Raw genomic sequence first — 22346 nt, 5'->3', positions numbered from 1 at the left:
CATTTTTTCTTCACATTCAGAAATCATCCTGTCTTCAGTCTCAGAACTTAGTGCAGAGAATGCCGGGCTTCTTGAGTAGAAAAATGGAAACTTCAAGGGGGCTAGAAATGAAATCACAAAGAGTATCGAATTTGCATGTTACGGCTGGTGTGCGTGCAAGAGTACAGATAGGTAGTGCCATGCTTATGCTGGCAAGCCTGGCTGCCTGCGGTGGCGACGCCAGTACGGCAGGAACAACGAATAATGTTAATAGCGCGCAAGCAGCACCACCGATAAGCACAGCTGCACTCCTTGCACCTGCGCCAGCTCCTGCAGACCCGCCTTCACTCGTGCCTATTGCCAATGGCGAGGGAGCTGCTCTGACAGTATTCACGACAGGCAGCATAGATAGAAACAATCCTTTCTTTAAAGCCTTTGGCAATGGCCGCAGTTGTGCCAGCTGCCATCAGGAAAGTCAGGGCTGGAGCATACGTCCTGACGACCTGCAACTGAGATTTACTGCCAGCAATGGCAATGACCCGGTGTTTGCCCTCATTGATGGAGCAAACTCGCCGACTGCCAAAGTGACTACGCTAGATCAAAAGCGTCAGGCTTATAACATGTTGCTGTCTAAGGGGCTCATCAGAGTGGGTTTGCCAATACCCGCTGATGCTGAATTTATACTGGATAAAGTAGATGACCCTTATGGGTACGCCAGCGCCAAAGAGGTATCGCTATTCCGTCGCCCAATGCCCACCACGAACCTGAAGTTCCTGAGTACGGTCATGTGGGATGGCCGGGAAACCTTCAGCGATACCAGGTCCAGTCTGTGCATACGCAATACCCGGCCACTGCAGTGTTTTTCAACCACTGATTTCGATTTGCTACATCAGTCAAATAGTGCAGTCACTGGGCATGCCCAGGCAGCACAGGGTCTGACAGCGGCAGAACAGCGCAGCATAGTCGATTTTGAAAAGACTTTATTCACAGCACAGATCAGCAGTCTCGCCGCAGGTAATCTGACAGACCTTGGCGTCAAAGGTGGTCCCGTTGAACTGGCAAAGAATAATTTTTATTTTGGTATCAATGACCTTGATGCTGGTGACTATATAACGGGTGCACCATTTGACCGTAACATCATGAACATGTTTGCCGCATGGCGCGGTCTTGACAGGCCCACCCCACCGAACCCACCAGCGCAGGGAAGGCCTCCTCAACCTCAGCAGCCACCACAGCCGCCAACTGCGATCAACATTGCCAGGGCATCGATAGCCAGGGGTGAGCAGATATTTAATAACAAGCCTTTCACGATCACACGCGTCGCCGGCTTCAATGATGAATTGCGTGTTGGCTTGCAGCGCGCAACCTGCGCCAGTTGCCATAGCGTAGGCAATGTCGGTACGCATTCTGTACCACGCCTGTTCAACACCGGCGTATCAGATGCCAGTCTGCGCACACCAGATATGCCCTTATATACGCTGAGGAATAAACTGACTGGTGAGTTGGTGCAAACCACGGACCCCGGCAGCGCCATGAACACAGGAAAATGGAAAGATATAGGCCGCTTCAAGGTACCCAGCCTGCGCGCCATAGAAGCGCGTTCACCTTACTTCCATAATGGTGGCATGGTGGAGATTACGGATGTCGTGAAATTCTATGACAAGCGTTTCAATATAGGATTTACGCCGCAGGAGATTATTGATCTGGCGGAGTTCTTGAAGGTATTGTAAAACTGGTTTGGATTAAGTGAAAAGAGCAGGCTCTAAGGCCTGCTCTTCTGTTTCAGGGGACTGCGTATTATTGTTAGCCAGCGTAAAAGCAGCGACCACATACATGTTGATAACGCTCGTTCCCACCGATATCAATTTGCTCCCCAGATTTCATGCGTCGGCCATTTTCATCAACGCGGATATTCATCGTGGCCTTCTTGCCGCAAGCGCAGATGTTTTTCAATTCTTCTATATCGTCTGCGAGCGCCAGCAAATATGCCGAGCCGGTAAATGGCTCGCCCAAAAAATCGCTGCGCAGACCATAGCAAATCACAGGTACGCCGCGTACTTGTGCCAGTTGATGCAGTTGACGTACCTGGTCAGCAGACAGAAATTGCGCTTCATCAACGAGTACGCAACTGACCTTGGGCGTTTCCGCCAGAAAATCGAAATTCGTATCGAAAACTTCAGCCTGCCTTTGTGGGCCCAGACGTGAAGTCACTTTACCTGCACCATAACGGTTGTCTATGGCAGCAGTATAGAGAAGGACTTTTTGCCCTTGTTCTTCATAATTGTGTGCCACCTGCAAAAGTGCGGTGGATTTTCCGGCGTTCATTGCTGAGTATCTGAAGTAAAGCTTGGCCATGCCTGTTTCCTGTTTGGTTCCTGGTGGACTGTTGTCAATCTTGTTCATGAAGACAGTCGATTCATTGTTAATTTTATTGAAGTAAAAATTTTTTATAAAATGCTCTTGAAACTCTTTGCACCAGTACCATTTTCTACTCAGCAGATGCTCAAATGCGAGGTTTGCTGAAGAAGTAAAGGTAGTAGTTTTAAAAAAAGTTTCTAAACATTTAATTTATATCGCTTCAATTTATAAGGATATTATCATGCGTAATTTTGACTTCGCTCCTCTGTACCGTTCCGCTATCGGTTTTGACCGTCTCGCACAATTGTTTGATGACGCACAACGTACAGAAAATGCACCCAGCTATCCCCCCTACAATATTGAGTTGATTGCAGAAGATAAATATGCAATCACCATGGCAGTTGCTGGCTTTGACCGCAGCGAACTCGATATCGAAACCGAGCGCGATACCCTGAAAATTGTCGGCCGCCGCCAAAAGGCAGAAGGCACACGTAACTTCCTGCACCGTGGCATTGCTTCACGTGATTTTGAACATCGTTTCCGCCTGGCTGACCATGTCAAAGTCGTCACCGCACGTCTCGATAATGGTTTGTTGAGTATCGAACTGGTACGTGAAATTCCAGAAGCACACAAACCACGTCGCATCCTGATCGATGCCGAGAATCTGCAACTGGTAGAACAGCAGGCCCAGGTGCAAAACCAATTGCAACGTCAGGTTGCCTAAGCAATATTAAGTAATATCAAGCAATAAATTGGGCCCATGTGTACACATGGGCCAGTCTCAAAAAATGAAGTAAAAAAGCATGGGCTTGCCCATGCTTTTTTACTATCTGCAACTTTAAAAAAAGCCTCAGCGAAAGTTTACAAAATTTTTACAGGCTAGTCAGTAAATTTTGGGTAGAATGGTGCCCAAAATCAGGGACTTAGCGTAATTTGATCAGAAATAAAAGACCATACTTTTGTTACCTGATCGTGACATCCGGCTTGGTGATGACACCCTGATGGCCTGAATAAATTTTATAGAGCTGCCTATGAGAAAGACCCTGAAGTCTGGCATTTTCTCGATGGGACTGCTGCTATGTCTGAACTGTGCCTTTCATATACCCGCTCATGCAGCGGAAGATGGCACCGACTTGAATCTGACTACCCTCACCGGCGACTGGAATGGCCGGCGCCAGGCCTGGCTGGACCAGGGTATCAGTCTGGATTTCACTCATCGTAGCGACATCGTGCACAACCAGAGTGGTGGCATTGCCACCGGCACTAAATGGCTATCGTATACCGATGCCAGGATACGCCTTGACCTGAACAAGCTGATGGGGTGGGAGGGCTGGACTGCCTATACCCAATACCATAGCGAACTGGGTGGCAAACCGAATATACAGAAAATCGGTAGTTTCATCGGTGTCGATAATATCGAAGTCAAAACCAATACTGCCCAGTTTTCTGAGCTGTGGCTCGAAAAAAGCATGCTGGACGACAGGCTGGCTGTGCTGGTCGGCCTGTTTGCGGTTGATTCCGAATTCTATGTAACTGAAAGCACTGGCGTCTTTTTACAACCTGCCATGGGCATGAATATTTCTTTCGGGCAGACTGGCAAGAATGGTCCACCTATCTACCCCATGGCATCCTTTGGCACGCGCCTGCGCTACAAGTCAGCGGATAAAAACAGCTATCTGCAAATTGCTTTACTCGATGGCGTGCCGGGTGACCCGGCCAATCCGCGTGGCAGCCACATCAAATTTGAGAAAGGCGATGGTGTCTTGCTCATGGCCGAGGCTGGACATTATGGCGAAAAACCGGGTGGCGATGAAAAAGCCCTCAACAAAACTGCCGTAGGCATGTGGCGTTACAGCGCTGGTTATGCTGATCTCAGCAGTCTTGATGCCAACGGCAAAGCTGTGCAGCGCAAAAATTTTGGCTGGTATGTTTTGACCGAGCGCACCCTGCTGCCCAAAGCCGGACATCCCGGCCAGGGTTTGCAAGGCTTTTTCCGTTTTGGTACGGCGCAAAAAGACATCAACCAGTCTGACTGGTCAGTGAATCTCGGTCTCAACTACGTCGGCCCTTTCGAGGGCAGGGGTGAAGATCAACTGGCGCTGGGCATGACCTATGCTCGCGCCAGTGAAAAATACCGCAAGCTCAACAAGGCTGACAATTTTGAATCCATACTGGAGGCGACTTACAAAATGCAAGTGCGACCCTGGTTGGTACTGCAACCTGTCGTGCAATGTGTCTTCAATCCAAATATGGATGCCAGGCTGAAAAATGCCTGGGTATTCAGCCTGAGGACAGAAATCGCATTTTGAGCTTTCATGGCAGGATGATATTCGATGCATTCACTTCGCGGATATCTTTGGTCCCCGTCAAGGCCATGCTGACATCCAGTTCTTTTTGCAGGATTTCCAGCATGGTCGTGACACCTGCCTCACCCATCGCACCCAGGCTATACAAAAAGGCGCGACCTATCATGCTGCCCTTGGCACCCAGGGCAGTGGCCTTGAGTATGTCTTGTCCTGTGCGTATGCCACCGTCAAACCAGACTTCGGTTTGATGACCCACCGCATCGACGATTGCTGGCAATGCCTGTATCGATGACATCGCGCCATCAAGCTGACGGCCACCGTGGTTGCTGACGACGATGGCATCAGCACCGGCGGCTACCGCCAGTCTGGCATCTTCGACATCAAGTATGCCTTTGAGTATCAGCTTGCCACCCCATTCTTTCTTGATCCAGGCGACGTCATCCCAGCTCAGCGTGGGGTCGAACTGGCTAGCCGTCCATTGACTCAGCGTGACTATGCCATCGCCACCTTTGACGTGTCCAACCAGGTTGCCAAAAGTCTTGCGGCCAGTCAGGGCACGCAAGGCCCAGGCTGGTTTGGTGGCGAGGTCGATGACGTTTGCCAATGTCAGCTTGGGTGGAACCGACATGCCGTTTTTCAAATCTTTATGGCGCTGCCCCAAGATCTGCAAATCCAGTGTCAGCACCAGCGCTGAGCATTTGGCATTCTTTGCCCTTTGTATGAGTTCTTTGACAAAGCCACGGTCACGCATGACATATAGCTGGAACCAGAAAGGCTTGGTGGTCACACTGGCTACGTCTTCTATTGAGCAGATGCTCATGGTCGATAGCGTGAAGGGTATGCCGAATTTTTCTGCCGCTACCGCTCCCAGCATTTCACCATTGGCCCATTGCATGCCTGTCAGCCCGGTCGGTGCTATCGCTACCGGCATGGCTACTTCCTGGCCGATCATGGTAGTGCGGGTAGTACGGTGTTCTACATTGATGGCAACCCGTTGCCTCAATCTGATGGCTGCCAGATCGCTGGTATTGGCCTTGTATGTCGATTCTGTGTAAGAACCGCTGTCTGCATAATCATAAAAAGCTTTTGGGACGCGCTTTTTGGCGAGCAGGCGCAGGTCTTCTACACAGGTAATGACGGGCATGGTTTACTCCAGCTGATTAATTATTTCTACAAGTGTAGGGGATAAGCTACATTGCATGGCAGAAAAGCTTTCAGAGTTTACATGAAGGATTTTCAGCATTGCCCTTGTCACACAGCTTCACTCAAGAAATTGATCAGATATAAGGCTGCGCATCCACTGATTGCCTGCATCCTGATTGTAGCGCCTGTGCCAGAACATATTGGTCTGCAGGGCAGGCAAGCGCAAGGGAGACTTGACATAGCGCAAGCCAAATGGCGCGGCTGCGCGCTCCGCCAGTTTCTGTGGCACGGTTACCAATAAGTCATTGCAACTGACTATGTACGGAACGGCAACGAAATGCGGCACGCGCAGATGGCTGGCGGCACTGATGCCAGCTTTCTCCAGGCTTTGGTTGACTTTGGCATAAGGATTTTCCCTCGATGCAACAATCAAGTGTCGCGCCGTCAGGAAATCCTTCATCTCCAGCCTGTCTGCCGCCAACGGATGGCTTTGCCGGAACATGCAAACATAGTTTTGCCTGAATAAACGGCGCTGATACCAGGCATCGGACAAATGGTCAAAAGCACCAATCGCCAGATCAACCCGGCCAGACTCCATTTCTGTTTTCAAATCAATATCACTGGCACGCACGGTGGATAACTGTAATTGCGGTGCCAGGCTATGCAGATGATCCGCCAGAATAGGCATGAAATACACTTCACCGACATCGGTCATGGCAATTGTGAAATGGCGCTTGCTGCTGGCAGGGTCAAAACTCTCTTGCCGGTTCAGTGCCTGTGTGATGTGGGTCAGTGCCATTGCCACAGGCTCGGCCAGTTGCTCTGCCAGTGCCGTTGGTTGCATGCCTGTTGCCGTACGTACAAATAATTCATCATCAAAACTGCGCCGCAGCCGTGCCAGGGCATTGCTGACCGCTGGTTGCGACAAGCCCAGCTTGCGCGCGACAGAGGATATCTGGCGGTCTTGATACACTTCCTGGAAGATCACCAGCAAGTTCAGGTCTATGTCTTTGGGTTCCAGCATGATATTCCAGTCTTATTGCCCAGCATCAGTGTTCCGTATCGTTGCTGAGTATTATTGATTCTATGAATGTAGTACATTTTTGTATTTATATCGTAAAACCCGCTGCTTTGCATTAAAGTTCAAGTCTGTTCAATCAAGAATGGCAGGATCAGCTATGAGCAAGCATGACGCAAGAGAAGTTCAACTGCAGTACCAGACCGGTTTTGCGAATGAATTCGCGACCGAGGCATTACCAGATGCCCTGCCCAAAAGCCAGAATTCCCCACAGAAATGCGCCTATGGCCTGTATGCCGAGCAAATCTCGGGCACGGCCTTTACTGCCCCGCGTCATGCGAACCGCCGTTCCTGGGCATACCGCATACGCCCGGCTGCCATGCACCAACCCTTCCAGCAAGTCAGCAATGGCCGTATGACGAATGATTTCGGCGCGACGCCAACAACGCCAAATCAATTGCGCTGGGACCCCATGCCTATACCGGCAGAAGCAACTGATTTCGTCGATGGCTGGATGACCATGGCAGGCAATGGCTCTGCCGATGCCCAGACCGGCTGTGCCATCCATATCTACACAGCCAACCGTGATATGACGTCACGTTTCTTTTATGACGCCGATGCTGAACTGCTCATTATTCCCCAGCAAGGCCGCCTGCATATCCGAACTGAAATGGGTTTGCTCGATATTGAGCCGCAAGAAATCGCGGTGATACCGCGTGGTGTACGCTTCCAGGTGCACCTTCCTGATGGCGAAGCCCGTGGTTATGTCTGCGAAAACTTTGGTTCCATCTTGAAGTTGCCTGACCTTGGTGTTATCGGCTCCAATGGGCTGGCCAATCCGCGTGATTTCCAGACGCCAGTCGCCTGGTATGAAGACAAAGAAGGTGATTTTGAATTGCTGGCCAAGTTCAGCGGTAATCTGTGGTCGGCAAAGATAGGCCATTCACCATTGGATGTGGTCGCCTGGCATGGCAATTTTGCGCCTTACAAATATGATTTACGTCACTTCAATACCATAGGCTCTATCAGCTACGATCATCCTGATCCATCTATCTTTTTGGTTTTGCAGGCAGCCAGTGATACGCCGGGTGTGGATACCATAGATTTCGTGATTTTCCCGCCACGCTGGCTGGCAGCTGAAGACACCTTCCGCCCGCCCTGGTTCCACCGCAATATTGCCAGTGAATTCATGGGCCTTATCCATGGGCAGTATGATGCCAAATCTACCGGCTTCCGCCCCGGTGGTGCCAGTCTGCACAATTGTATGAGCGGCCATGGCCCGGACGCGCCGACTTTCGATAAGGCATCCGCAGCAGATACCAGCAAGCCACATAAAGTCGATGATACGATGGCATTCATGATAGAAACGCGTAATATCATCAAACCTACCCGCGCCGCCATGGAAGCGCCGCAATTGCAGGCGGACTATTATCAGTGCTGGCAAGGTATCAAGAAAAATTTTAATCCGGAGCAAAAATAAATGACGGTACAACTTAATGAAACCCATGATGCAGGCTGGCGCAGCTGGGTAGCTTCAGCTAATCAGGCTGGCACGGATTTCCCTCTGCAGAATTTGCCATACGGCGTGTTTCGTCGCCAGGGTAGCAACCAGACATTTCGCATTGGTATTGCGATTGGTGACCAGATACTTGATCTGGCAGCCGCCCATGCCGCCCATGCTTTTGCCGGTTATACCGAGTTGCAGGGTGGCCATTTCACCAATGCCGTCAATGCCAGCAACCTCAATGCCCTGATGGGTTTGGGCGCCCCGGTATGGTCCGCATTGCGCCTGGCCCTGTCACGCGTCTTGCGTGAAGGTGCAAGCCTGCAAGGTGCATTGCAAGCCTGCCTGCTGGCACAAAGCGCAGCAGAATTTGCCTTGCCTGCGCAGATTGGTGACTACACTGACTTTTACACCTCCGTTCATCATGCAACGGCTGTTGGTAAATTATTCCGCCCTGATAATCCTTTACTGCCGAATTACAAATGGGTGCCGATTGGTTACCATGGCCGCGCCTCATCTATCGGTGTATCAGGCCAGCAATTTCGCCGCCCGGTAGGCCAGACCAAACCGCCGACTTCTGAAACACCGGTGTTTGGCCCTGCCAAACGCATGGATTATGAAATGGAAATCGGTATCTTCGTCGGCCCCGGCAATGCGCTGGGCGATGTCATCAATATGGACAAGGCAGAGTCGCATATCTTTGGCCTGTGCTTATTGAATGACTGGTCAGCGCGTGATGTACAGGCCTGGGAATACCAGCCGCTAGGCCCATTCCTTGCCAAAAATTTTGCTTCTACCATTTCCCCCTGGGTAGTGTCACTGGAAGCACTGGCACCCTACCGCCACGCCTGGACCCGCGATGCAGAAGACCCGCAACCCATGGCTTATCTGGATGCGCCAGATTTGCGTGACAGCGGTGCGTTTGATGTGCAGCTTGAAGTCTTGCTGCAGACGGAAAAAATGCGTGCAGCAGGCGCACCTGCCGAACGTTTATCCTTGTCGAATTTCCGCCATTCATACTGGACGATAGCGCAACTGATTACCCATCATACGGTAAACGGTTGCAACCTGAATCCTGGTGACTTGCTGGGCTCGGGTACGCAATCCGGTCCATTGGCAGATGAAGCTGGTTCCTTGCTGGAACTCACTGAAGGCGGCAAGAAGGCACTGACTTTCAGTAACGGTGAGCAGCGCATTTTTATGGAAGATGGTGACGCCATCATCATGCGCGGCTGGGCGCAAAAAGAGGGCTTTGCGCGGGTGGGCTTTGGCGAGGTTGTCGGGACATTGTTGCCAGCCAGGACGTAAATTTCCGATTGACTTTGACTTTCTGCAAGTAAAAAAAAACGGGACTTTTCAGTCCCGTTTTTATTCATGCCAATTTAGCCAGTCAATTGTGGTGTTAATTAAATCTGCACCCAATTACCTTTGAATATAATCGGTCCTGATGGTTTCTCAGGATTACCCGATCCACCTTTGGGCTCCAGTGTCACTGCCAGCAAAGGTACGCTGTCTGCGGTCATGTCTTTAGGCATGGGCAGGGTGATAATGCCTTTGTCGGCCACCAGGCCCAGTGATTTGACCTTGCCATCCTTGCCCACTGCCCACAATTCCAGGCTCTTGTCGGCAGCGATGTTTTGCGCGGTCACCATGCGTATCTGTAACTGGCCGCGTTTGCTGTCGCCTGTAATTACCGCGATAGCCTGTGCCTTGTCATCCGACAAAGTGGCGACGTAATTGGTTTGCGGTGTTGCCTGCTGTTGATCCGCCTGTTTGCTCAGCAAGACAGATACCAGCACCACGGCGGCGGTGGTCGAGAACATGCCCAGGCCGCGCCAGAAAGCCAGGTCTTCACGCAATTTGCCCCAGTTGCGCCAGTAGGCAAACGGGTCTTTGCTGGTGCTCAGGTTCAAGCGTTTTTCCAGTGCAGGCCAGACTGTTGCCGGTGCCGTTACTGCAGGAGTAAATTCTGCCATGGGTACGAGGTGTGCTTCCCATTGGCCGACGACCTGGCGCAGGGCTGCATCCTGTTTTAGCCAGGCTTCAAAGCGGCGGCGTGCGCCACCGCGCAGGGTGCCCAGCACATATTCAGACGCCAGTTTTTCTTGCAGGGCCGGATTATTTTTTATCTGGTGCAAATTCATCATGCCTCCAGACGTGTGAGGCAGGTGCGCAATTTGTCGAGTCCGCGCCTGATCCAGGTTTTTACCGTGCCTATCGGCAGTTTCATGTGTTCTGCCACTTCGCTGTGTGACAGATCATGGAAAAATGCCATCGCCATTGCCTGCCTGTGCAAGCCTTCCAGACGTGACATGCAAGACGCCAGTGCTTTGGCATCCTGTGTCAATTCCAGCGTCTGTGCTGGTGTCGGTTCAGTGCTTTCCATGGCTTGCATGATTCCCATATCAAAATTATCAGCATCGATTTCTACGTCGTGATCAACACGGCGCAGCAGATCGAAAGCGCGATTGCGCACTATCGTTGTCATCCAGGTCATTGGTGCTGCCAGACCGGCCTGATAACTGCCCGCGTTATTCCAGATGTTGACAAAACTCTCTTGTAAAACCTCTTCTGCCAACTCACGCTTAACTAATATACGCAGCGCGAAGCCAAACAGTTTCGCTGAAGTGGCGTCATATAGTAATTTAAATGCCTGAGCGTCTTTGCGGGCGACGGCGGCTAGCCAGTTTTGTAACTGGCTGGTATCCAGAGCGGCAGTGGGCAATTGCTTATCCAATCTTGGCTGGCCTTATAAGTGATAAGGCTGACGTGGGTAGTGATGCGCTGATTTTAGTCGATTTCCAATTTGTACACAGTGCGTGTATCAGGATTTGTTGCTTTCCGTATGCATAAACAGGGATGGATGTTGTTCTGCATATTCGCGCAACAGGTTCCAGACCACCCGCACCCTCTGCAAGCGATACAGGTCGCTGGGCGCGGCCAGCCAGTAAGAGCGCTCGGTAAAGAAGCTGTCTTGCAAAACCGGCACCAGGGTACCGCTAGAAGGGATGGCATAAGGCGGTGCCATGATCAGGCCCATGCCAGCCGCTGCAGCCTCACATTGCGCCATCATGCCGGTGCAGCATAAGCGTCGTTTGGGGGTAAAACCCAGTTTGTCGAGGAAGTTGAGTTCATTGCTGGCCAGGCGGTCTTGTACGTAATCGACAAATTCATGCTCAGCCAGGTCTGCTTCGCTGCGTATCGGTGGGTGGCGTGCCAGATAATCAGGCGAGGCATACAGGTTCAGGCGGAAAGTCGCCAAGCGGGTAAACACATAGCGCCCGGTATTGGGTGGATCAAGCATGACGCCGAGGTCGGCCTCACGGGTTGCCAGATTAGCAAAGCGTGGTTGTACCAATAAATCCACACTCAATTCGGGATGGTCTTTCAGCAAATGCACCAGCAAGGGGGCGATCACCAGCGTGCCAAACATTTCCGGCACCCCCAGGCGTACGACGCCATGGGCAGAGACACTGGCTGCGCCTAACTGATCAGTCGCTGTCAGGGCGGCGCTCTCCATGGCTTCGGCATGGGGGAGCAGGGCATGTCCCATCTCGGTCAGTTCATAGCCTTCGCGGCTGCGGTCAAACAGGGTGGAGCCTAGCTGGCTCTCCAGCCGGTCTATACGGCGCGCTACTGTCGTATGTTCAACGCCCAGACGACGGGATGCACCAGATAGCGTGCCAGCGCGGGCAAGCTCCAGAAAGTAACGCAGGTCAGTCCATTCAGGCATGCTATTCATGCCCTGATTGTGCACCAATTGTGCGGCAAAGCACATACTGCAACAGCTCATTCTCCATTTCTGCTTTGCAAGAAACCAAGAAATGCGGGTTTTGCACAACAACTGGGCAGTTTTAATTGCTCTATCTTCACTCTGATGTGCATTTATGCACAAACGGTGGGCGTGCATACGCTTTCTGGGTTTTTTCTTTCCGTGCACACTGCCTGCCATGCGACATACAACAATGTATACGGCGCACATAAAAAATACAGGAGACAGAAATGAATCAGAGCAAGAGAAGGCAGAAATTCTTACGTCGGTCCGCTGCAGCATTGTTGGTCGCATCAGGAACAGTCACAGGCAGTGGCATCAGCCAGGCCCAGACTACGACACCGCCAGCAACGACTGAAACAGCCAATGCCGAGCCGACCACGGTAGTAGTGACCGCCCGTCGCCGCGAAGAATCCCTGCAAGACGTGCCCGTTTCGGTCACGGCTTTCTCTGCCGATCAGCTCTCCAAAACAGCAATACCCGACATCGTCGGCCTGGTGCAAAGCTTGCCGAATACCACGATGAAGGCATCGCGCGCCACCAATTCCACGCTGACCGCCTTTATCCGTGGCGTTGGCCAGCAAGACCCGCTGGCTGGCTTTGAAGCTGGCGTCGGCATTTATCTCGATGATGTGTATATCGCCCGCCCACAGGGTGCAGTCGCTGATATCTATGATGTAGAACGCATAGAAGTCTTGCGTGGCCCTCAGGGTACTTTGTATGGCCGCAATACCATAGGTGGTGCCGTCAAATATGTGACACGAAAACTGCAGCCAGAAACCGATGTACGCCTGAAAGCAACAATAGGCACCTATGGCCAGACCGATGCCGTACTGACAGCTAGCACGCCGGTGTCAGATACCCTGCGGGTAGGGGCCAGTCTGGCAAAATTCAAGCGCAACGGCTTTGGCAAGAACCTGCTGACCGGGGCAGAAAATTATGACAAGGACGTTGCTGCTGCACGCCTCAGTGCAGAATTCACGCCTAATTCCAACCTGTTCATCCGCGTCTCGGCAGATACCAGCCAGGATGATTCCAGCCCCAAAAATGGCTACCGGCTGACCGTGGGCAATCTCAGCAAGGCACCGATACTCGACAATGTCTTTGATACTCGTGCCAATCTGACCTCGGCACTCGGCCATCTCCAGCAAGTCAAGCAAACCGGCGCTTCTGCGCTGGTGGAATGGCAGATCAATAATGAGCTGACACTGAAATCGATTACTGCCAGCCGCCGTGATACTTCCTATGCACCTATCGATTTTGATTCTCTGCCGACGATCGATCTGGAAGCTCCCGCACTGTACAAGAACCGCCAGTTCAGCCAGGAATTACAACTCAGCTATAGCGGCAAGACCATACAGGGTGTGGCCGGTGTGTATTACATTGATGCAAATGCCTATAATAAATTCGACACCCTGCTCAATGGTGCATTGCCGCTGTCCGTGTATACCATGGGCGATGTCGATACCAAGGCCTGGGCTGTGTTTGCCGATGGCAGCATGAATTTGTCAGACACGATCAGCGTATCAGCCGGTGGCCGTTATACCTCGGATAATCGTCAGGCTACTATCCTGCGACAACTGTATCTGGGCACCAAGGGATCACCAGAGTTAGGCAATCCTGGCGCAGTGCTGTTCCGCACAGACACCAATCTGACCAAAGCTGACCTTGACCGCACTGACACGAAGTTCACCCCGCGCCTGTCTTTGAATTGGAAAGCCAATGCTGATAACAATGTCTATGCATCCTGGTCGCAAGGTTTCAAGGGGGGCGGTTTTGATCCACGCCTGAATGTGATCGGTACCAAGATCAGCCTGGCTAAAGCAAAAAGTGGTTATGAACCAGAAGAAATCGAAACCGTGGAACTGGGCCTGAAGTCACAATTCGACAAGGGCCGCATCATGACCAATGCTGCCCTGTTCTTCAGTAACTACAAGAACGTGCAGATACCTGGCTCAGTCGCGGTGGATACCGATGGTGACGGCAAGGATGATAATTTTGCTGGTGTCACCACCAATGCAGGCAAGGCTCGCATCAGGGGTTTTGAGCTGGAAGCGACAGCGCGTGTTACTGACGCCTTCCGCCTGTCAGGCATGTTCAGCTATATCGATGCCAAGTACACGCAATTCATTGTCGCCGGTGTCGATGTCGCCAGCCAGAAGGTATTCCAGAACACGCCGAAGCAATCAGCCAACCTGACTGCCAGCTATGACTGGCCGCTGAATATGATAGGCAAGAACGGTACGCTGTCGCTGATTTCCAGCTATTCCTACCGCGGTGCGACCAATCAGTTTGAGACACCAAATGCCCTGCTGGATCAGGATGCGTATTCTCTGTGGGATGCGAGCCTGGTCTGGACCAGCACAGACAAGCGCCTGCGTGCTGGCCTTCATGGCAAGAACCTCAGCAATACCAAGTATAAGGTAGCAGGCTATTTGTTCCCGACCCTGGGTCTGGAAGGCAGTACGACTGCTTTCTATGGTAATCCAAGGACAGTCTCGGCCACGGTGGAATACCGTTTCTAGTCCGGTGACAGCGAGAGGATAATGCGTGACTACTTTCACTGACATCAGCTTTACCAGTAACGATGGCCTGCAACTGTATGCGCGGGATTATCCATCGCAAGGCGGGCAGGCCAAATGTGCAGTCATCTGCATACACGGCCTGACCCGCAATTCTGGTGATTTTGAAGAGCTGGCACCGTGGATAGCAGAACAGGGCAGGCGCGTGATTGCGGTCGATGTCCGGGGGCGAGGACGTTCCCAGCATGACGCCGACCCCGAGCACTACAATACTGTCACGTATGCCAATGATGTCATCAAACTCGCCCGTGACCTGGGTATAGGCCGGGCGGTATTTATAGGTACTTCCATGGGTGGGCTTATCACCATGACAGTGGCAGCGCGTAAATTGAATCTGATTGCGGCTGCTGTCCTTAATGATGTTGGGCCTGCCTTGTCCGCGAAGGGCCTGGGAAGGATAGCCGGATTTGCTGGCAAGGCTGTGGAAGTGCAAGACTGGGATGAGGCCACACAATACATACGCCAGGTGAATGTATCTGCTTTTCCTGATAACAGCATGGAAGAATGGAGCAAGTGGGCCAGGCGGGCTTTTGCTCAGAATATCGATGGCAAGCTCGTGCTGCAATATGATCCTAACATTGCCCGCCCTTTGCAAACTGGTCAGTTAAAAAGTAAATCCTGGGTCGCCAATTTTGCTTTCCGTCGCCTTGCCAGAAACCGGCCTGTGCTGCTGATACGCGGTGATCTGTCAGACCTGGTCGAGCCTGAACAGCTCGCCTATATGCGAGACCTGGCACCCGACATGCAATATGCAGAAGTCAATGGCGTGGGCCATGCGCCCATGCTCATGGAAGCGCAGGCGCAAAAAGCCATCAGGGAATTTTTAGCCACAGTAGATTAAGCGAATTGCAGTATGCTTATGCGCACAGTCAAAAAAGAGCATGGAAAAAGCCGCTGACAAAATGCATGCAGTTCCACAACGTAAAATTAGCAGGAGACAAAATGCAACAGAAAAACCGCTTTAAACTCGTCTGTCTGAGCCTGGCACTGAGTAGTGCATTCGCCTCAGCCAGCAGCCTGGCACAGGATCTGAAAATCGCCCTCATCGCTGGAAAGACCGGCGCACTCGAAGCCTATGCCAAGGAAACTGAAACCGGCTTCATGATGGGCCTGGAATACCTGACCGGCGGCAAGATGGAAATCAATGGCCGCAAGATCAAAGTCATCGTCAAAGACGACCAAAGCAAACCTGACCTGGGTCGTACTGCCCTCGCCGAAGCTTTTGGGGATGACAAGGCCGATATCGCAGTCGGCACCAGTTCTTCCGGCTCTGCGATTGCCATGCTGCCTGTGGCAGAAGAATACAAAAAAGTACTGATCGTTGAGCCTGCCGTAGCTGACGCTATCACTGGCGAAAAATGGAATCGTTATATCTTCCGTACCAGCCGTAATTCCATGCAGGATGGCCTGGCTGCTGCCAGCACCATCAAGTCCGGTGGCAGTATCGCCTTCCTGGCGCAGGATTATGCCTTTGGCCGTGATGGCGTCAAAGCAGCGAAGGATGCATTGAGTGCCGTTGGTGCCAAGGCCAAGATTGTTCACGAAGAATACGCGGCACAAAATACAACAGACTTTACTGCAGCGGCTCAGCGCATTTTTGAGGTACTCAAAGACAAGCCTGAGCCACGTGTATTGCAAATTATCTGGGCTGGCCCCAACCCCATGAACAAGCTGGCCGACATGAAGCCAGAACGCTTCGGTATTACGTTAGCCCCTGGCGGCAATATCCTGCCCGTCATGAAAAACTGGAAGACTTACGTAGGTACTCAGGGCACGATTTACTATTACTACGATTTTCCAAAAAACAAAATGAACGACTGGCTGGTGGCTGAGCATACCAAGCGTTTCAAAGCACCTCCAGACTTCTTCACTGCTGGCGGCTTTGCCGCTGCCAGTGCAGTCTATACAGCCATCAGCAAAGCCAAATCCACGGATACTGAAAAACTCATCACGTCCATGGAAGGCATGGAGTTTGACACACCCAAAGGCAAGATGAATTTCCGCAAGGAAGATCACCAGGCCATGCAAGCCATGTACCATTTCAAGATCAAAAAAGACCAGAAGAATGAATGGGATTTGCTGGAACTGGTCAGGGAAATTCCCGCCAGCGAGTTGCCAGTCCCGGTCAAGAACAAGCGCTGATGATGGCAGGAGTACAGATGAGTGGTACGCCTTCGCTATCAACACGTGACATCAGTATACGGTTTGGCGGCCATGTGGCCGTCAACCAGGTCACGGCAGACTTTTATCCCGGCACACTGACTGTCATCGTCGGCCCTAACGGCGCGGGTAAAACCACTTACTTCAACCTGATGTCGGGTCAGTTGCCTGCCAGCTCAGGTAGTGTGCATTTATTCGGTGTGGATATCACCAGCAAGGGCGCTGCTGAGCGCACACGCAGAGGCATAGGCCGGGCTTTTCAACTGACCAATCTCTTCCCGAATTTGTCTGTCATGGAAAATGTCAGGCTGGCAGTGCAAAGCAGGGCAGGACTGGGTTTGAATATTTTTTCTCTTTGGTCTTCCCATGCCAGCCTGTTGAAACGGGCAGAACATTACCTCGATAAGGTTGCGTTGGCTGACCGCAAGTCAGACAAGGTCTCTGCTCTGTCGCACGGCGACAAACGCAAGCTTGAAGTAGCGATCTTGCTGGCACTGGAGCCAGAAATCATGATGTTCGATGAACCCACCGCAGGCATGAGTGTTGATGAAGTGCCGGTGGTGCTGGACCTGATCCATCAGGTCAAGGCTGAACGCAAGAAAACCATTTTGCTGGTTGAGCACAAGATGGATGTCGTGCGTTCACTGGCTGACCGTATCATCGTTCTGCATAATGGGGCGCTGGTAGCAGACGGTGAACCAGTCAGCGTCATGGCATCTGCCATCGTGCAAGAGGCCTATCTGGGCGTAGCCCCGGAAACCAGGGAAGAGCAATATGTCTGAAGCCATACTGACACTGGCGGGTGTGCATACCCATATCGGTGAATACCATATCCTGCAAGGTGTAGACATGCAGGTGCCACGCGGTGGCCTCTCGGTTTTACTGGGCCGTAATGGTGCAGGCAAGACCACGACTCTGCGTACCATCATGGGTCTGTGGAAAGCCAGCCAGGGCAAGATACATTTCGATGGCCGCGATATCACTGCCATGGCAACGCCGGACATTGCCCAGTTAGGTATCGCCTATGTACCAGAAAGCATGGCGATATTTTCTGATTTGACAGTCAAGGAAAACCTGCTGCTGGCTGCACGCAATGGTCCGCTTGATCATAGTCGTGTTGATTGGATATGCGGCTTCTTCCCTGCTTTAAAAAAATTCTGGAACTACCCGGCCGGTAATTTGTCTGGTGGCCAAAAGCAAATGGTTGCGATTGCCCGGGCCATTGTTGAACCGCGCAAACTGATACTGGTGGATGAACCGACCAAGGGTCTGGCACCCGCCATCATCCTTAGCCTGATGGCCGCCTTCAATGAATTGAAAGCCAGCGACACCACCATTTTGCTGGTTGAGCAGAATTTCAATTTCGTGCGCAAGCTGGGGGATACGGTGGCCGTCATGGATGATGGTCGTGTCGTACATACCGGCGGCATGCAGGCACTGGCTGAAGACAATGATTTGCAACAGCATTTGCTGGGCCTGTCACTGGCTGCGCATCAATAAAGCAAGAGGAAGAATAATGACAGATACTGTTCTGGATACGACAGCCAAGCCAGAAGTCGCCAGCCTGCCGACAGCGTCACGCGATATCTGGCCGCTGGTACTGGTGCCAGCCTTGGCCTTGCTGATGTTGCCGCTGGTGGGCAGCTTCCCAACCTGGATTACCCTGACCGTCGCAGGGCTTGCCATGGGCATGATGATCTTTATCATGGCCAGCGGCCTGACCCTGATTTTTGGTTTAATGGATGTATTGAATTTTGGCCACGGTGCGTTTGTGTCTGTCGGTGCCTTCGTCGCTACCTTGGTTTTGCTGCCCATGCACGGCTGGATGGAGGCAGATTCCTTGCTCATGAACCTGACAGCGCTTGGCCTGGCTATTCTGCTGGCCATGCTGGCAACTGCCTTGCTGGGCTGGGCTTTCGAGCGCGTCATTATCATGCCCGTATATGGCCAGCATCTGAAACAAATCCTCATCACCATGGGTGGGATGATCGTTGCTGAACAGATGATCAATGTCATCTGGGGTGCAGAACAAATCCCGCTGCCCTTGCCGACCAGCTTGCGCGGCTCCATCCTGCTGGGTGATGCCGCCATAGAGAAATACCGCCTGATTGCCGTCGTGGTTGGCTTGTTGGTATTTGTTGCCATGTTCCTGGTGCTGAACCGCAGCAAACTGGGTTTGCTGATACGCGCAGGGGTAGAAAATGGCGAGATGGTAGAGGCACTCGGTTACCGCATACGCCGCCTGTTCGTGCTGGTATTTGCTGCCGGTTCAGCCTTGGCTGGCCTCGGTGGTGTCATGTGGGGCTTATATAAAGAAAGCCTGACTGCAGCCATGGGCGGCGACATCATGGTCATGGTGTTTATCGTCATCATTATCGGTGGCCTGGGTTCGGTCGGTGGCTGTTTTATCGGTGCCTTGTTGATGGCGCTGGTCGCCAATTACGCCGGTTTCCTGGTGCCCAAGCTGGCACTGGTGTCGAATATCTTGCTGATGATCGCCGTGCTGCTATGGCGCCCGACTGGCTTATATACCGTGGTAAGACGTTAGGACATGAATGCAATGAAACAAATCCTGTCGGATGATTTTCCGCGTAACCGCTGGCTGGGGCTTATCCTGGTGGCGATTTTTTTCGGGCTGGCTTTTGCCCCCTTCATCACCAGTGGTGCGCGACCTTTGAGCACTGCTGCCACCATTTGTGTGTATATCGTGCTGGTTGCTTCGTACGATTTGTTGCTCGGTTATACCGGCATAGTCTCATTTGCCCACACTATGTTTTTTGGTATAGGCGCATACGGTATAGGTCTGGCACTGGCCAGTGGCACGCCATCATGGGGACTGGCTGCATTCGGCTTGCTGGCAGCATTGCTGGTGACGCTGGTACTGGCTCTGATCGTCGGCTTGTTTGCCTTGCGTGTGCGGGCGATTTTCTACGCCATGATCACGCTGGCGGTGGCCTCATCCTTTGCTGTGCTGGCATCGCAATTGTCGGATTTTACCGGCGGTGAAGACGGCAAGACTTTCAGCGTGCCTGCTTTGCTGTCGCCTGCTTATCGCCTGTTCGAAGACGAGATATTTGGCCGTGTGGTGGATGGCAAGGTGATTACCTACTACATCGTATTCATAGGCTGCGCCCTGTTATTTCTGTTCTTGCTGCGCATCGTCAATTCCCCTTTTGGCCGGGTCTTGCAGGCCATACGCGAAAATGATTTCCGTGCCGAGGCACTGGGTTACCGTACCGTGTATTACCGCATCCTGGCGAATTGCATTGCCGCTCTGGTTGCGGCAATGGCGGGTGCCTTGATGGCCTTGTGGTTGCGTTATGTCGGCCCCAAGACCATGCTGAGTTTTGAAGTCATGACAGACATTTTATTGATCGTCGTGATAGGTGGCATGGGGACCATGTATGGGGCAGTGGTTGGTGCGACCTTGTTCATACTGGCGCAGAATTATTTGAAAAGTTTGATGGGCGTGGCATCCTCGTCTCTGGTTGATGTGCCGCTGCTGGCGAATGCCTTGCATCCGGATCGATGGATGTTGTGGTTGGGGGTATTGTTTGTGGTGTCGATTTATTTTTTCCCGGCGGGGATAGTGGGGAAATTGAGGGGTAGTGGGCTTAAAAATTGATTCCTTCCCCTTCAAGGGGAAGGTTAGGATGGGGATGGGGTTCTGTCGATAAACGGCAGTCATATATTCGTCGCTCCAGCGCAGGCTGGAGCCCAGTGGCGTTCGTTGCATACTTGAGCTTTTAATAAAGCGATTGTCCTTCGTGGATGCAAGCCGGGTCTCGGCCCGGCGGCCGAATCCCTTTCTTTGCTTCGCCAAAGAAAGGAATCAAAGAAAGGCGACCGCAGACTTGCCCTTCGGGTGCTTGCGCTACGCTCCAGCACAATTTGCGCATCACAAAAAATGGGAAAGCTTCGAAACTCGCTACGCTCAAACAACGAAGCTTTCTGATCCATTTTCTGTGACGCACAAATTGCAGCGTCCCAAGCGGTTGAAGGTCAAAAGCAACGACAACCCCAACGTCAAACCCAACAGCAACACCAACGATTCACGTAATTTTATCCCTTAGCTTTTTGCAAGCGGCAGGCCATCTGCGTACTCCCCATACAAAGCTGGCCTGCCGTCCTTGCAAATCAGCGGCTATCCTGTTTCGAAACGAACTCCCTGTCCAGCAAGGAATAGCATTTAAGATCAACATAGCGTCCATGCTTGTATTCACACTCACGTAATACACCTTCGAGCCGGAAACCCAGTTTTTCTATCAAGCGCCAACTGGCAATATTCTCTGGCTCTACCATGGCTTGCAAGCGGTGCAGGCCGAGGTGTTCAAAGCAGTGGGTGATGATGACGTGCATGCATTCAGGTATCACGGCCTTGCCCCAGTGGTCGGGCGAAAGCCAGAAGCCGGTTTCTGCGCAATGGTGTTCTTGTTCCCACTCATGCAGGCCGCAAGTGCCTATCAATTGTTCAGGGTCCTCTTTGCTGCATATACCCCACCACAGGCCTGAGCCGTCCAGCCAGACCTGTTCATACCAGTCCATCTGTTCCTGGCTTGACGCCAGGGTGTCATAGCTGATGCCATAATATTCAGTGACACGCGGGTCGGATAATCCACGAAAAATGGCGGGCATATCAGTGGCGACGATGCGGCGCAGTTGATAGTTTGCGGTCTGTAATACGGGGAAAGGTTTGGTTTCAGACATATAAGCTTTGCAATAACAGGTAACAATCAGACATTCTAATGCCTGTAGATGCATGGAGTTGCGCTGTTCTGTCACTCCTTAACAGAGCAAAATCTGGGATAATCCGTCTGCTCGTTATCAGCGAGTGAATTGATTAACAATATTGAAGAAATAATGAGCCCAGAGCAACGCAAAGAAGCTTCCGAACTGGAATTGCATAAACGTGGTATCCGCATCAATGTGCAATTGCATGTGATTGAGTCTGATGAAGAAGTGGAGCTGCGCACGCCTGAAGAATTGATGCAGCGCATGCTGGCCTTGTGGGCGGTGACTGCAGTAGCTACCGGTGGTGATGTTGCACACTATCGCTCGTATCTGGACGCGCATGGTCTGAAGACCTGTTTGTCAGCGCAGGAAAACGCATTCCTGTTTGCGGATGACACCACTGAAGAATTACGTACTCAATTTCTGCAAAGGCAGGAAGCCCTGTATTTCCTGGCCTGGGCCGCAGGTTTGACAGACAAACTGGCGGTCCCTACGCAAGCCGCAAACCTCAAGCAAATTCTGAAATTATTTCCGCATGCGATGGAAGCTCCAGAGCGTTTGCAGGCAGCCCTGAAGCTGCGTCGCAAGGGGCAGGTGCTGGACTGGTCTGATTTGTTATATCGCCTGCATTGGGCGGTTCGCCATGCACACATCACTGGCCGCGATGCACCAGGTAATCTGAATGCAGATGCGGTGCGCGAATGGCATCAGGCGGCCAACTGGCTATGTCAGTATGAAGAAGAAAATGACTGGGACAAGGTCAGTACCGAAACCTGAAGTAAGCGCCGTGAAA

20 protein-coding genes are annotated in these 22346 nt (G+C 52.0%); 13 read left to right on the top strand and 7 right to left on the bottom strand.

What is annotated here, in order from left to right; genetic code table 11:
• The first annotated feature begins 107 nt into the window (after positions 1–107).
• Complete coding sequence (locus ACO0LN_RS13300; RefSeq protein ID WP_422974467.1) at positions 108–1709, top strand: cytochrome C; 1602 nt, start codon at positions 108–110, stop codon at positions 1707–1709.
• 73 nt (positions 1710–1782) lie between these two features.
• Here ACO0LN_RS13300 and ACO0LN_RS13295 read toward each other — a convergent pair whose 3' ends face one another.
• Positions 1783–2334 (bottom strand): thymidine kinase, encoded by a 552-nt coding sequence (locus tag ACO0LN_RS13295; RefSeq protein ID WP_422949075.1) that lies wholly within the window; start codon positions 2332–2334, stop codon positions 1783–1785.
• A 244-nt stretch (positions 2335–2578) separates the two neighbouring features.
• Between ACO0LN_RS13295 and ACO0LN_RS13290 the strand changes: the two genes are divergently transcribed.
• Together ACO0LN_RS13290 and ACO0LN_RS13285 are read left to right on the top strand one after the other, a co-directional pair.
• Positions 2579–3061, top strand: coding sequence for an Hsp20 family protein (locus tag ACO0LN_RS13290; protein ID WP_422974465.1), 483 nt, complete (start codon positions 2579–2581; stop codon positions 3059–3061).
• A 307-nt stretch (positions 3062–3368) separates the two neighbouring features.
• The gene (locus ACO0LN_RS13285) at positions 3369–4646 is read left to right on the top strand and encodes a carbohydrate porin (protein WP_422974463.1); all 1278 of its coding nucleotides are present in this window, start codon (positions 3369–3371) and stop codon (positions 4644–4646) included.
• 4 nt (positions 4647–4650) lie between these two features.
• On the opposite strand, the gene ACO0LN_RS13280 is transcribed toward ACO0LN_RS13285, so the two are convergent.
• Positions 4651–5787: an alpha-hydroxy acid oxidase gene (locus ACO0LN_RS13280; RefSeq protein ID WP_422974461.1), complete on the bottom strand. Its 1137-nt coding sequence runs from the start codon at positions 5785–5787 to the stop codon at positions 4651–4653.
• Positions 5788–5904: 117 nt separating this feature from the next.
• Complete coding sequence (locus ACO0LN_RS13275; RefSeq protein WP_422974459.1) at positions 5905–6810, bottom strand: LysR family transcriptional regulator; 906 nt, start codon at positions 6808–6810, stop codon at positions 5905–5907.
• Positions 6811–6964: 154 nt separating this feature from the next.
• Between ACO0LN_RS13275 and hmgA the strand changes: the two genes are divergently transcribed.
• Positions 6965–8284 carry a homogentisate 1,2-dioxygenase gene (hmgA, locus tag ACO0LN_RS13270; RefSeq protein WP_422974457.1) on the top strand — a complete coding sequence of 440 codons (1320 nt, stop codon included), beginning with the start codon at positions 6965–6967 and terminating at the stop codon, positions 8282–8284.
• Positions 8285–9616 carry a fumarylacetoacetase gene (fahA, locus tag ACO0LN_RS13265; RefSeq protein WP_422974455.1) on the top strand — a complete coding sequence of 444 codons (1332 nt, stop codon included), beginning with the start codon at positions 8285–8287 and terminating at the stop codon, positions 9614–9616.
• A gap of 98 nt (positions 9617–9714) precedes the next feature.
• Here fahA and ACO0LN_RS13260 read toward each other — a convergent pair whose 3' ends face one another.
• The 3 genes from ACO0LN_RS13260 to ACO0LN_RS13250 all read right to left on the bottom strand — a co-directional run bounded on the left by ACO0LN_RS13260 (position 9715) and on the right by ACO0LN_RS13250 (position 12041).
• A complete protein-coding gene (locus tag ACO0LN_RS13260) occupies positions 9715–10452 on the bottom strand; it encodes an anti-sigma factor (RefSeq protein WP_422974453.1) in 738 nt (245 codons plus the stop codon).
• Positions 10452–11033, bottom strand: a complete 582-nt coding sequence (locus tag ACO0LN_RS13255; RefSeq protein WP_422974451.1) for a sigma-70 family RNA polymerase sigma factor — start codon at positions 11031–11033, stop codon at positions 10452–10454. The genes ACO0LN_RS13260 and ACO0LN_RS13255 overlap by 1 nt, the downstream gene beginning before the upstream one ends.
• Before the next feature lie 99 nt (positions 11034–11132).
• Entirely contained in the window at positions 11133–12041 is a 909-nt protein-coding gene (locus ACO0LN_RS13250; protein WP_422974449.1) for a LysR family transcriptional regulator, read from the bottom strand.
• Between the two features lie 269 nt (positions 12042–12310).
• Here ACO0LN_RS13250 and ACO0LN_RS13245 point away from each other — a divergent pair, with 269 nt between their 5' ends.
• The 7 genes from ACO0LN_RS13245 to ACO0LN_RS13215 all read left to right on the top strand — a co-directional run bounded on the left by ACO0LN_RS13245 (position 12311) and on the right by ACO0LN_RS13215 (position 20447).
• The gene (locus ACO0LN_RS13245) at positions 12311–14605 is read left to right on the top strand and encodes a TonB-dependent receptor (protein ID WP_422974447.1); all 2295 of its coding nucleotides are present in this window, start codon (positions 12311–12313) and stop codon (positions 14603–14605) included.
• Positions 14606–14630: 25 nt separating this feature from the next.
• The gene (locus tag ACO0LN_RS13240; protein WP_422974445.1) at positions 14631–15503 is read left to right on the top strand and encodes an alpha/beta fold hydrolase; all 873 of its coding nucleotides are present in this window, start codon (positions 14631–14633) and stop codon (positions 15501–15503) included.
• Positions 15504–15604: 101 nt separating this feature from the next.
• Positions 15605–16804 carry a substrate-binding domain-containing protein gene (locus tag ACO0LN_RS13235; RefSeq protein ID WP_422974443.1) on the top strand — a complete coding sequence of 400 codons (1200 nt, stop codon included), beginning with the start codon at positions 15605–15607 and terminating at the stop codon, positions 16802–16804.
• Positions 16805–16821: 17 nt separating this feature from the next.
• Positions 16822–17604 carry an ABC transporter ATP-binding protein gene (locus tag ACO0LN_RS13230; RefSeq protein WP_422974441.1) on the top strand — a complete coding sequence of 261 codons (783 nt, stop codon included), beginning with the start codon at positions 16822–16824 and terminating at the stop codon, positions 17602–17604.
• Positions 17597–18322, top strand: coding sequence for an ABC transporter ATP-binding protein (locus ACO0LN_RS13225; protein ID WP_422974439.1), 726 nt, complete (start codon positions 17597–17599; stop codon positions 18320–18322). The genes ACO0LN_RS13230 and ACO0LN_RS13225 overlap by 8 nt, the downstream gene beginning before the upstream one ends.
• A gap of 16 nt (positions 18323–18338) precedes the next feature.
• Positions 18339–19370, top strand: coding sequence for a branched-chain amino acid ABC transporter permease (locus ACO0LN_RS13220; protein ID WP_422974437.1), 1032 nt, complete (start codon positions 18339–18341; stop codon positions 19368–19370).
• 12 nt (positions 19371–19382) lie between these two features.
• The gene (locus ACO0LN_RS13215; RefSeq protein ID WP_422974435.1) at positions 19383–20447 is read left to right on the top strand and encodes a branched-chain amino acid ABC transporter permease; all 1065 of its coding nucleotides are present in this window, start codon (positions 19383–19385) and stop codon (positions 20445–20447) included.
• A gap of 512 nt (positions 20448–20959) precedes the next feature.
• Here ACO0LN_RS13215 and ACO0LN_RS13210 read toward each other — a convergent pair.
• Positions 20960–21529, bottom strand: a complete 570-nt coding sequence (locus ACO0LN_RS13210; protein WP_422974433.1) for a GNAT family N-acetyltransferase — start codon at positions 21527–21529, stop codon at positions 20960–20962.
• 153 nt (positions 21530–21682) lie between these two features.
• Between ACO0LN_RS13210 and ACO0LN_RS13205 the strand changes: the two genes are divergently transcribed.
• Positions 21683–22330, top strand: coding sequence for a DUF4272 domain-containing protein (locus ACO0LN_RS13205; RefSeq protein ID WP_422974431.1), 648 nt, complete (start codon positions 21683–21685; stop codon positions 22328–22330).
• The last annotated feature ends 16 nt before the right edge of the window (positions 22331–22346 follow it).

The organism is Undibacterium sp. TC9W, assembly GCF_049339865.1.
Taxonomy (GTDB): domain Bacteria; phylum Pseudomonadota; class Gammaproteobacteria; order Burkholderiales; family Burkholderiaceae_D; genus Undibacterium.
Note: the sequence above shows the minus strand (reverse complement) of the source record. Positions and strands in the feature narration are given on the sequence as shown.

Bases quoted from the DNA above. Each gene is read 5' to 3' on its own strand.
- hmgA (WP_422974457.1), top strand. From the start codon at position 6,965: ATGAGCAAGCATGACGCAAGAGAAGTTCAACTGCAGTACCAGACCGGT.
- fahA (WP_422974455.1), top strand. From the start codon at position 8,285: ATGACGGTACAACTTAATGAAACCCATGATGCAGGCTGGCGCAGCTGG.
- ACO0LN_RS13230 (WP_422974441.1), top strand. From the start codon at position 16,822: ATGAGTGGTACGCCTTCGCTATCAACACGTGACATCAGTATACGGTTT.
- ACO0LN_RS13275 (WP_422974459.1), bottom strand. From the start codon at position 6,810: ATGCTGGAACCCAAAGACATAGACCTGAACTTGCTGGTGATCTTCCAG.
- ACO0LN_RS13300 (WP_422974467.1), top strand. From the start codon at position 108: ATGAAATCACAAAGAGTATCGAATTTGCATGTTACGGCTGGTGTGCGT.
- ACO0LN_RS13245 (WP_422974447.1), top strand. From the start codon at position 12,311: ATGAATCAGAGCAAGAGAAGGCAGAAATTCTTACGTCGGTCCGCTGCA.
- ACO0LN_RS13290 (WP_422974465.1), top strand. From the start codon at position 2,579: ATGCGTAATTTTGACTTCGCTCCTCTGTACCGTTCCGCTATCGGTTTT.
- ACO0LN_RS13215 (WP_422974435.1), top strand. From the start codon at position 19,383: ATGAAACAAATCCTGTCGGATGATTTTCCGCGTAACCGCTGGCTGGGG.
- ACO0LN_RS13280 (WP_422974461.1), bottom strand. From the start codon at position 5,787: ATGCCCGTCATTACCTGTGTAGAAGACCTGCGCCTGCTCGCCAAAAAG.
- ACO0LN_RS13260 (WP_422974453.1), bottom strand. From the start codon at position 10,452: ATGAATTTGCACCAGATAAAAAATAATCCGGCCCTGCAAGAAAAACTG.
- ACO0LN_RS13210 (WP_422974433.1), bottom strand. From the start codon at position 21,529: ATGTCTGAAACCAAACCTTTCCCCGTATTACAGACCGCAAACTATCAA.
- ACO0LN_RS13250 (WP_422974449.1), bottom strand. From the start codon at position 12,041: ATGCCTGAATGGACTGACCTGCGTTACTTTCTGGAGCTTGCCCGCGCT.
- ACO0LN_RS13220 (WP_422974437.1), top strand. From the start codon at position 18,339: ATGACAGATACTGTTCTGGATACGACAGCCAAGCCAGAAGTCGCCAGC.
- ACO0LN_RS13225 (WP_422974439.1), top strand. From the start codon at position 17,597: ATGTCTGAAGCCATACTGACACTGGCGGGTGTGCATACCCATATCGGT.
- ACO0LN_RS13295 (WP_422949075.1), bottom strand. From the start codon at position 2,334: ATGGCCAAGCTTTACTTCAGATACTCAGCAATGAACGCCGGAAAATCC.
- ACO0LN_RS13285 (WP_422974463.1), top strand. From the start codon at position 3,369: ATGAGAAAGACCCTGAAGTCTGGCATTTTCTCGATGGGACTGCTGCTA.
- ACO0LN_RS13205 (WP_422974431.1), top strand. From the start codon at position 21,683: ATGAGCCCAGAGCAACGCAAAGAAGCTTCCGAACTGGAATTGCATAAA.
- ACO0LN_RS13235 (WP_422974443.1), top strand. From the start codon at position 15,605: ATGCAACAGAAAAACCGCTTTAAACTCGTCTGTCTGAGCCTGGCACTG.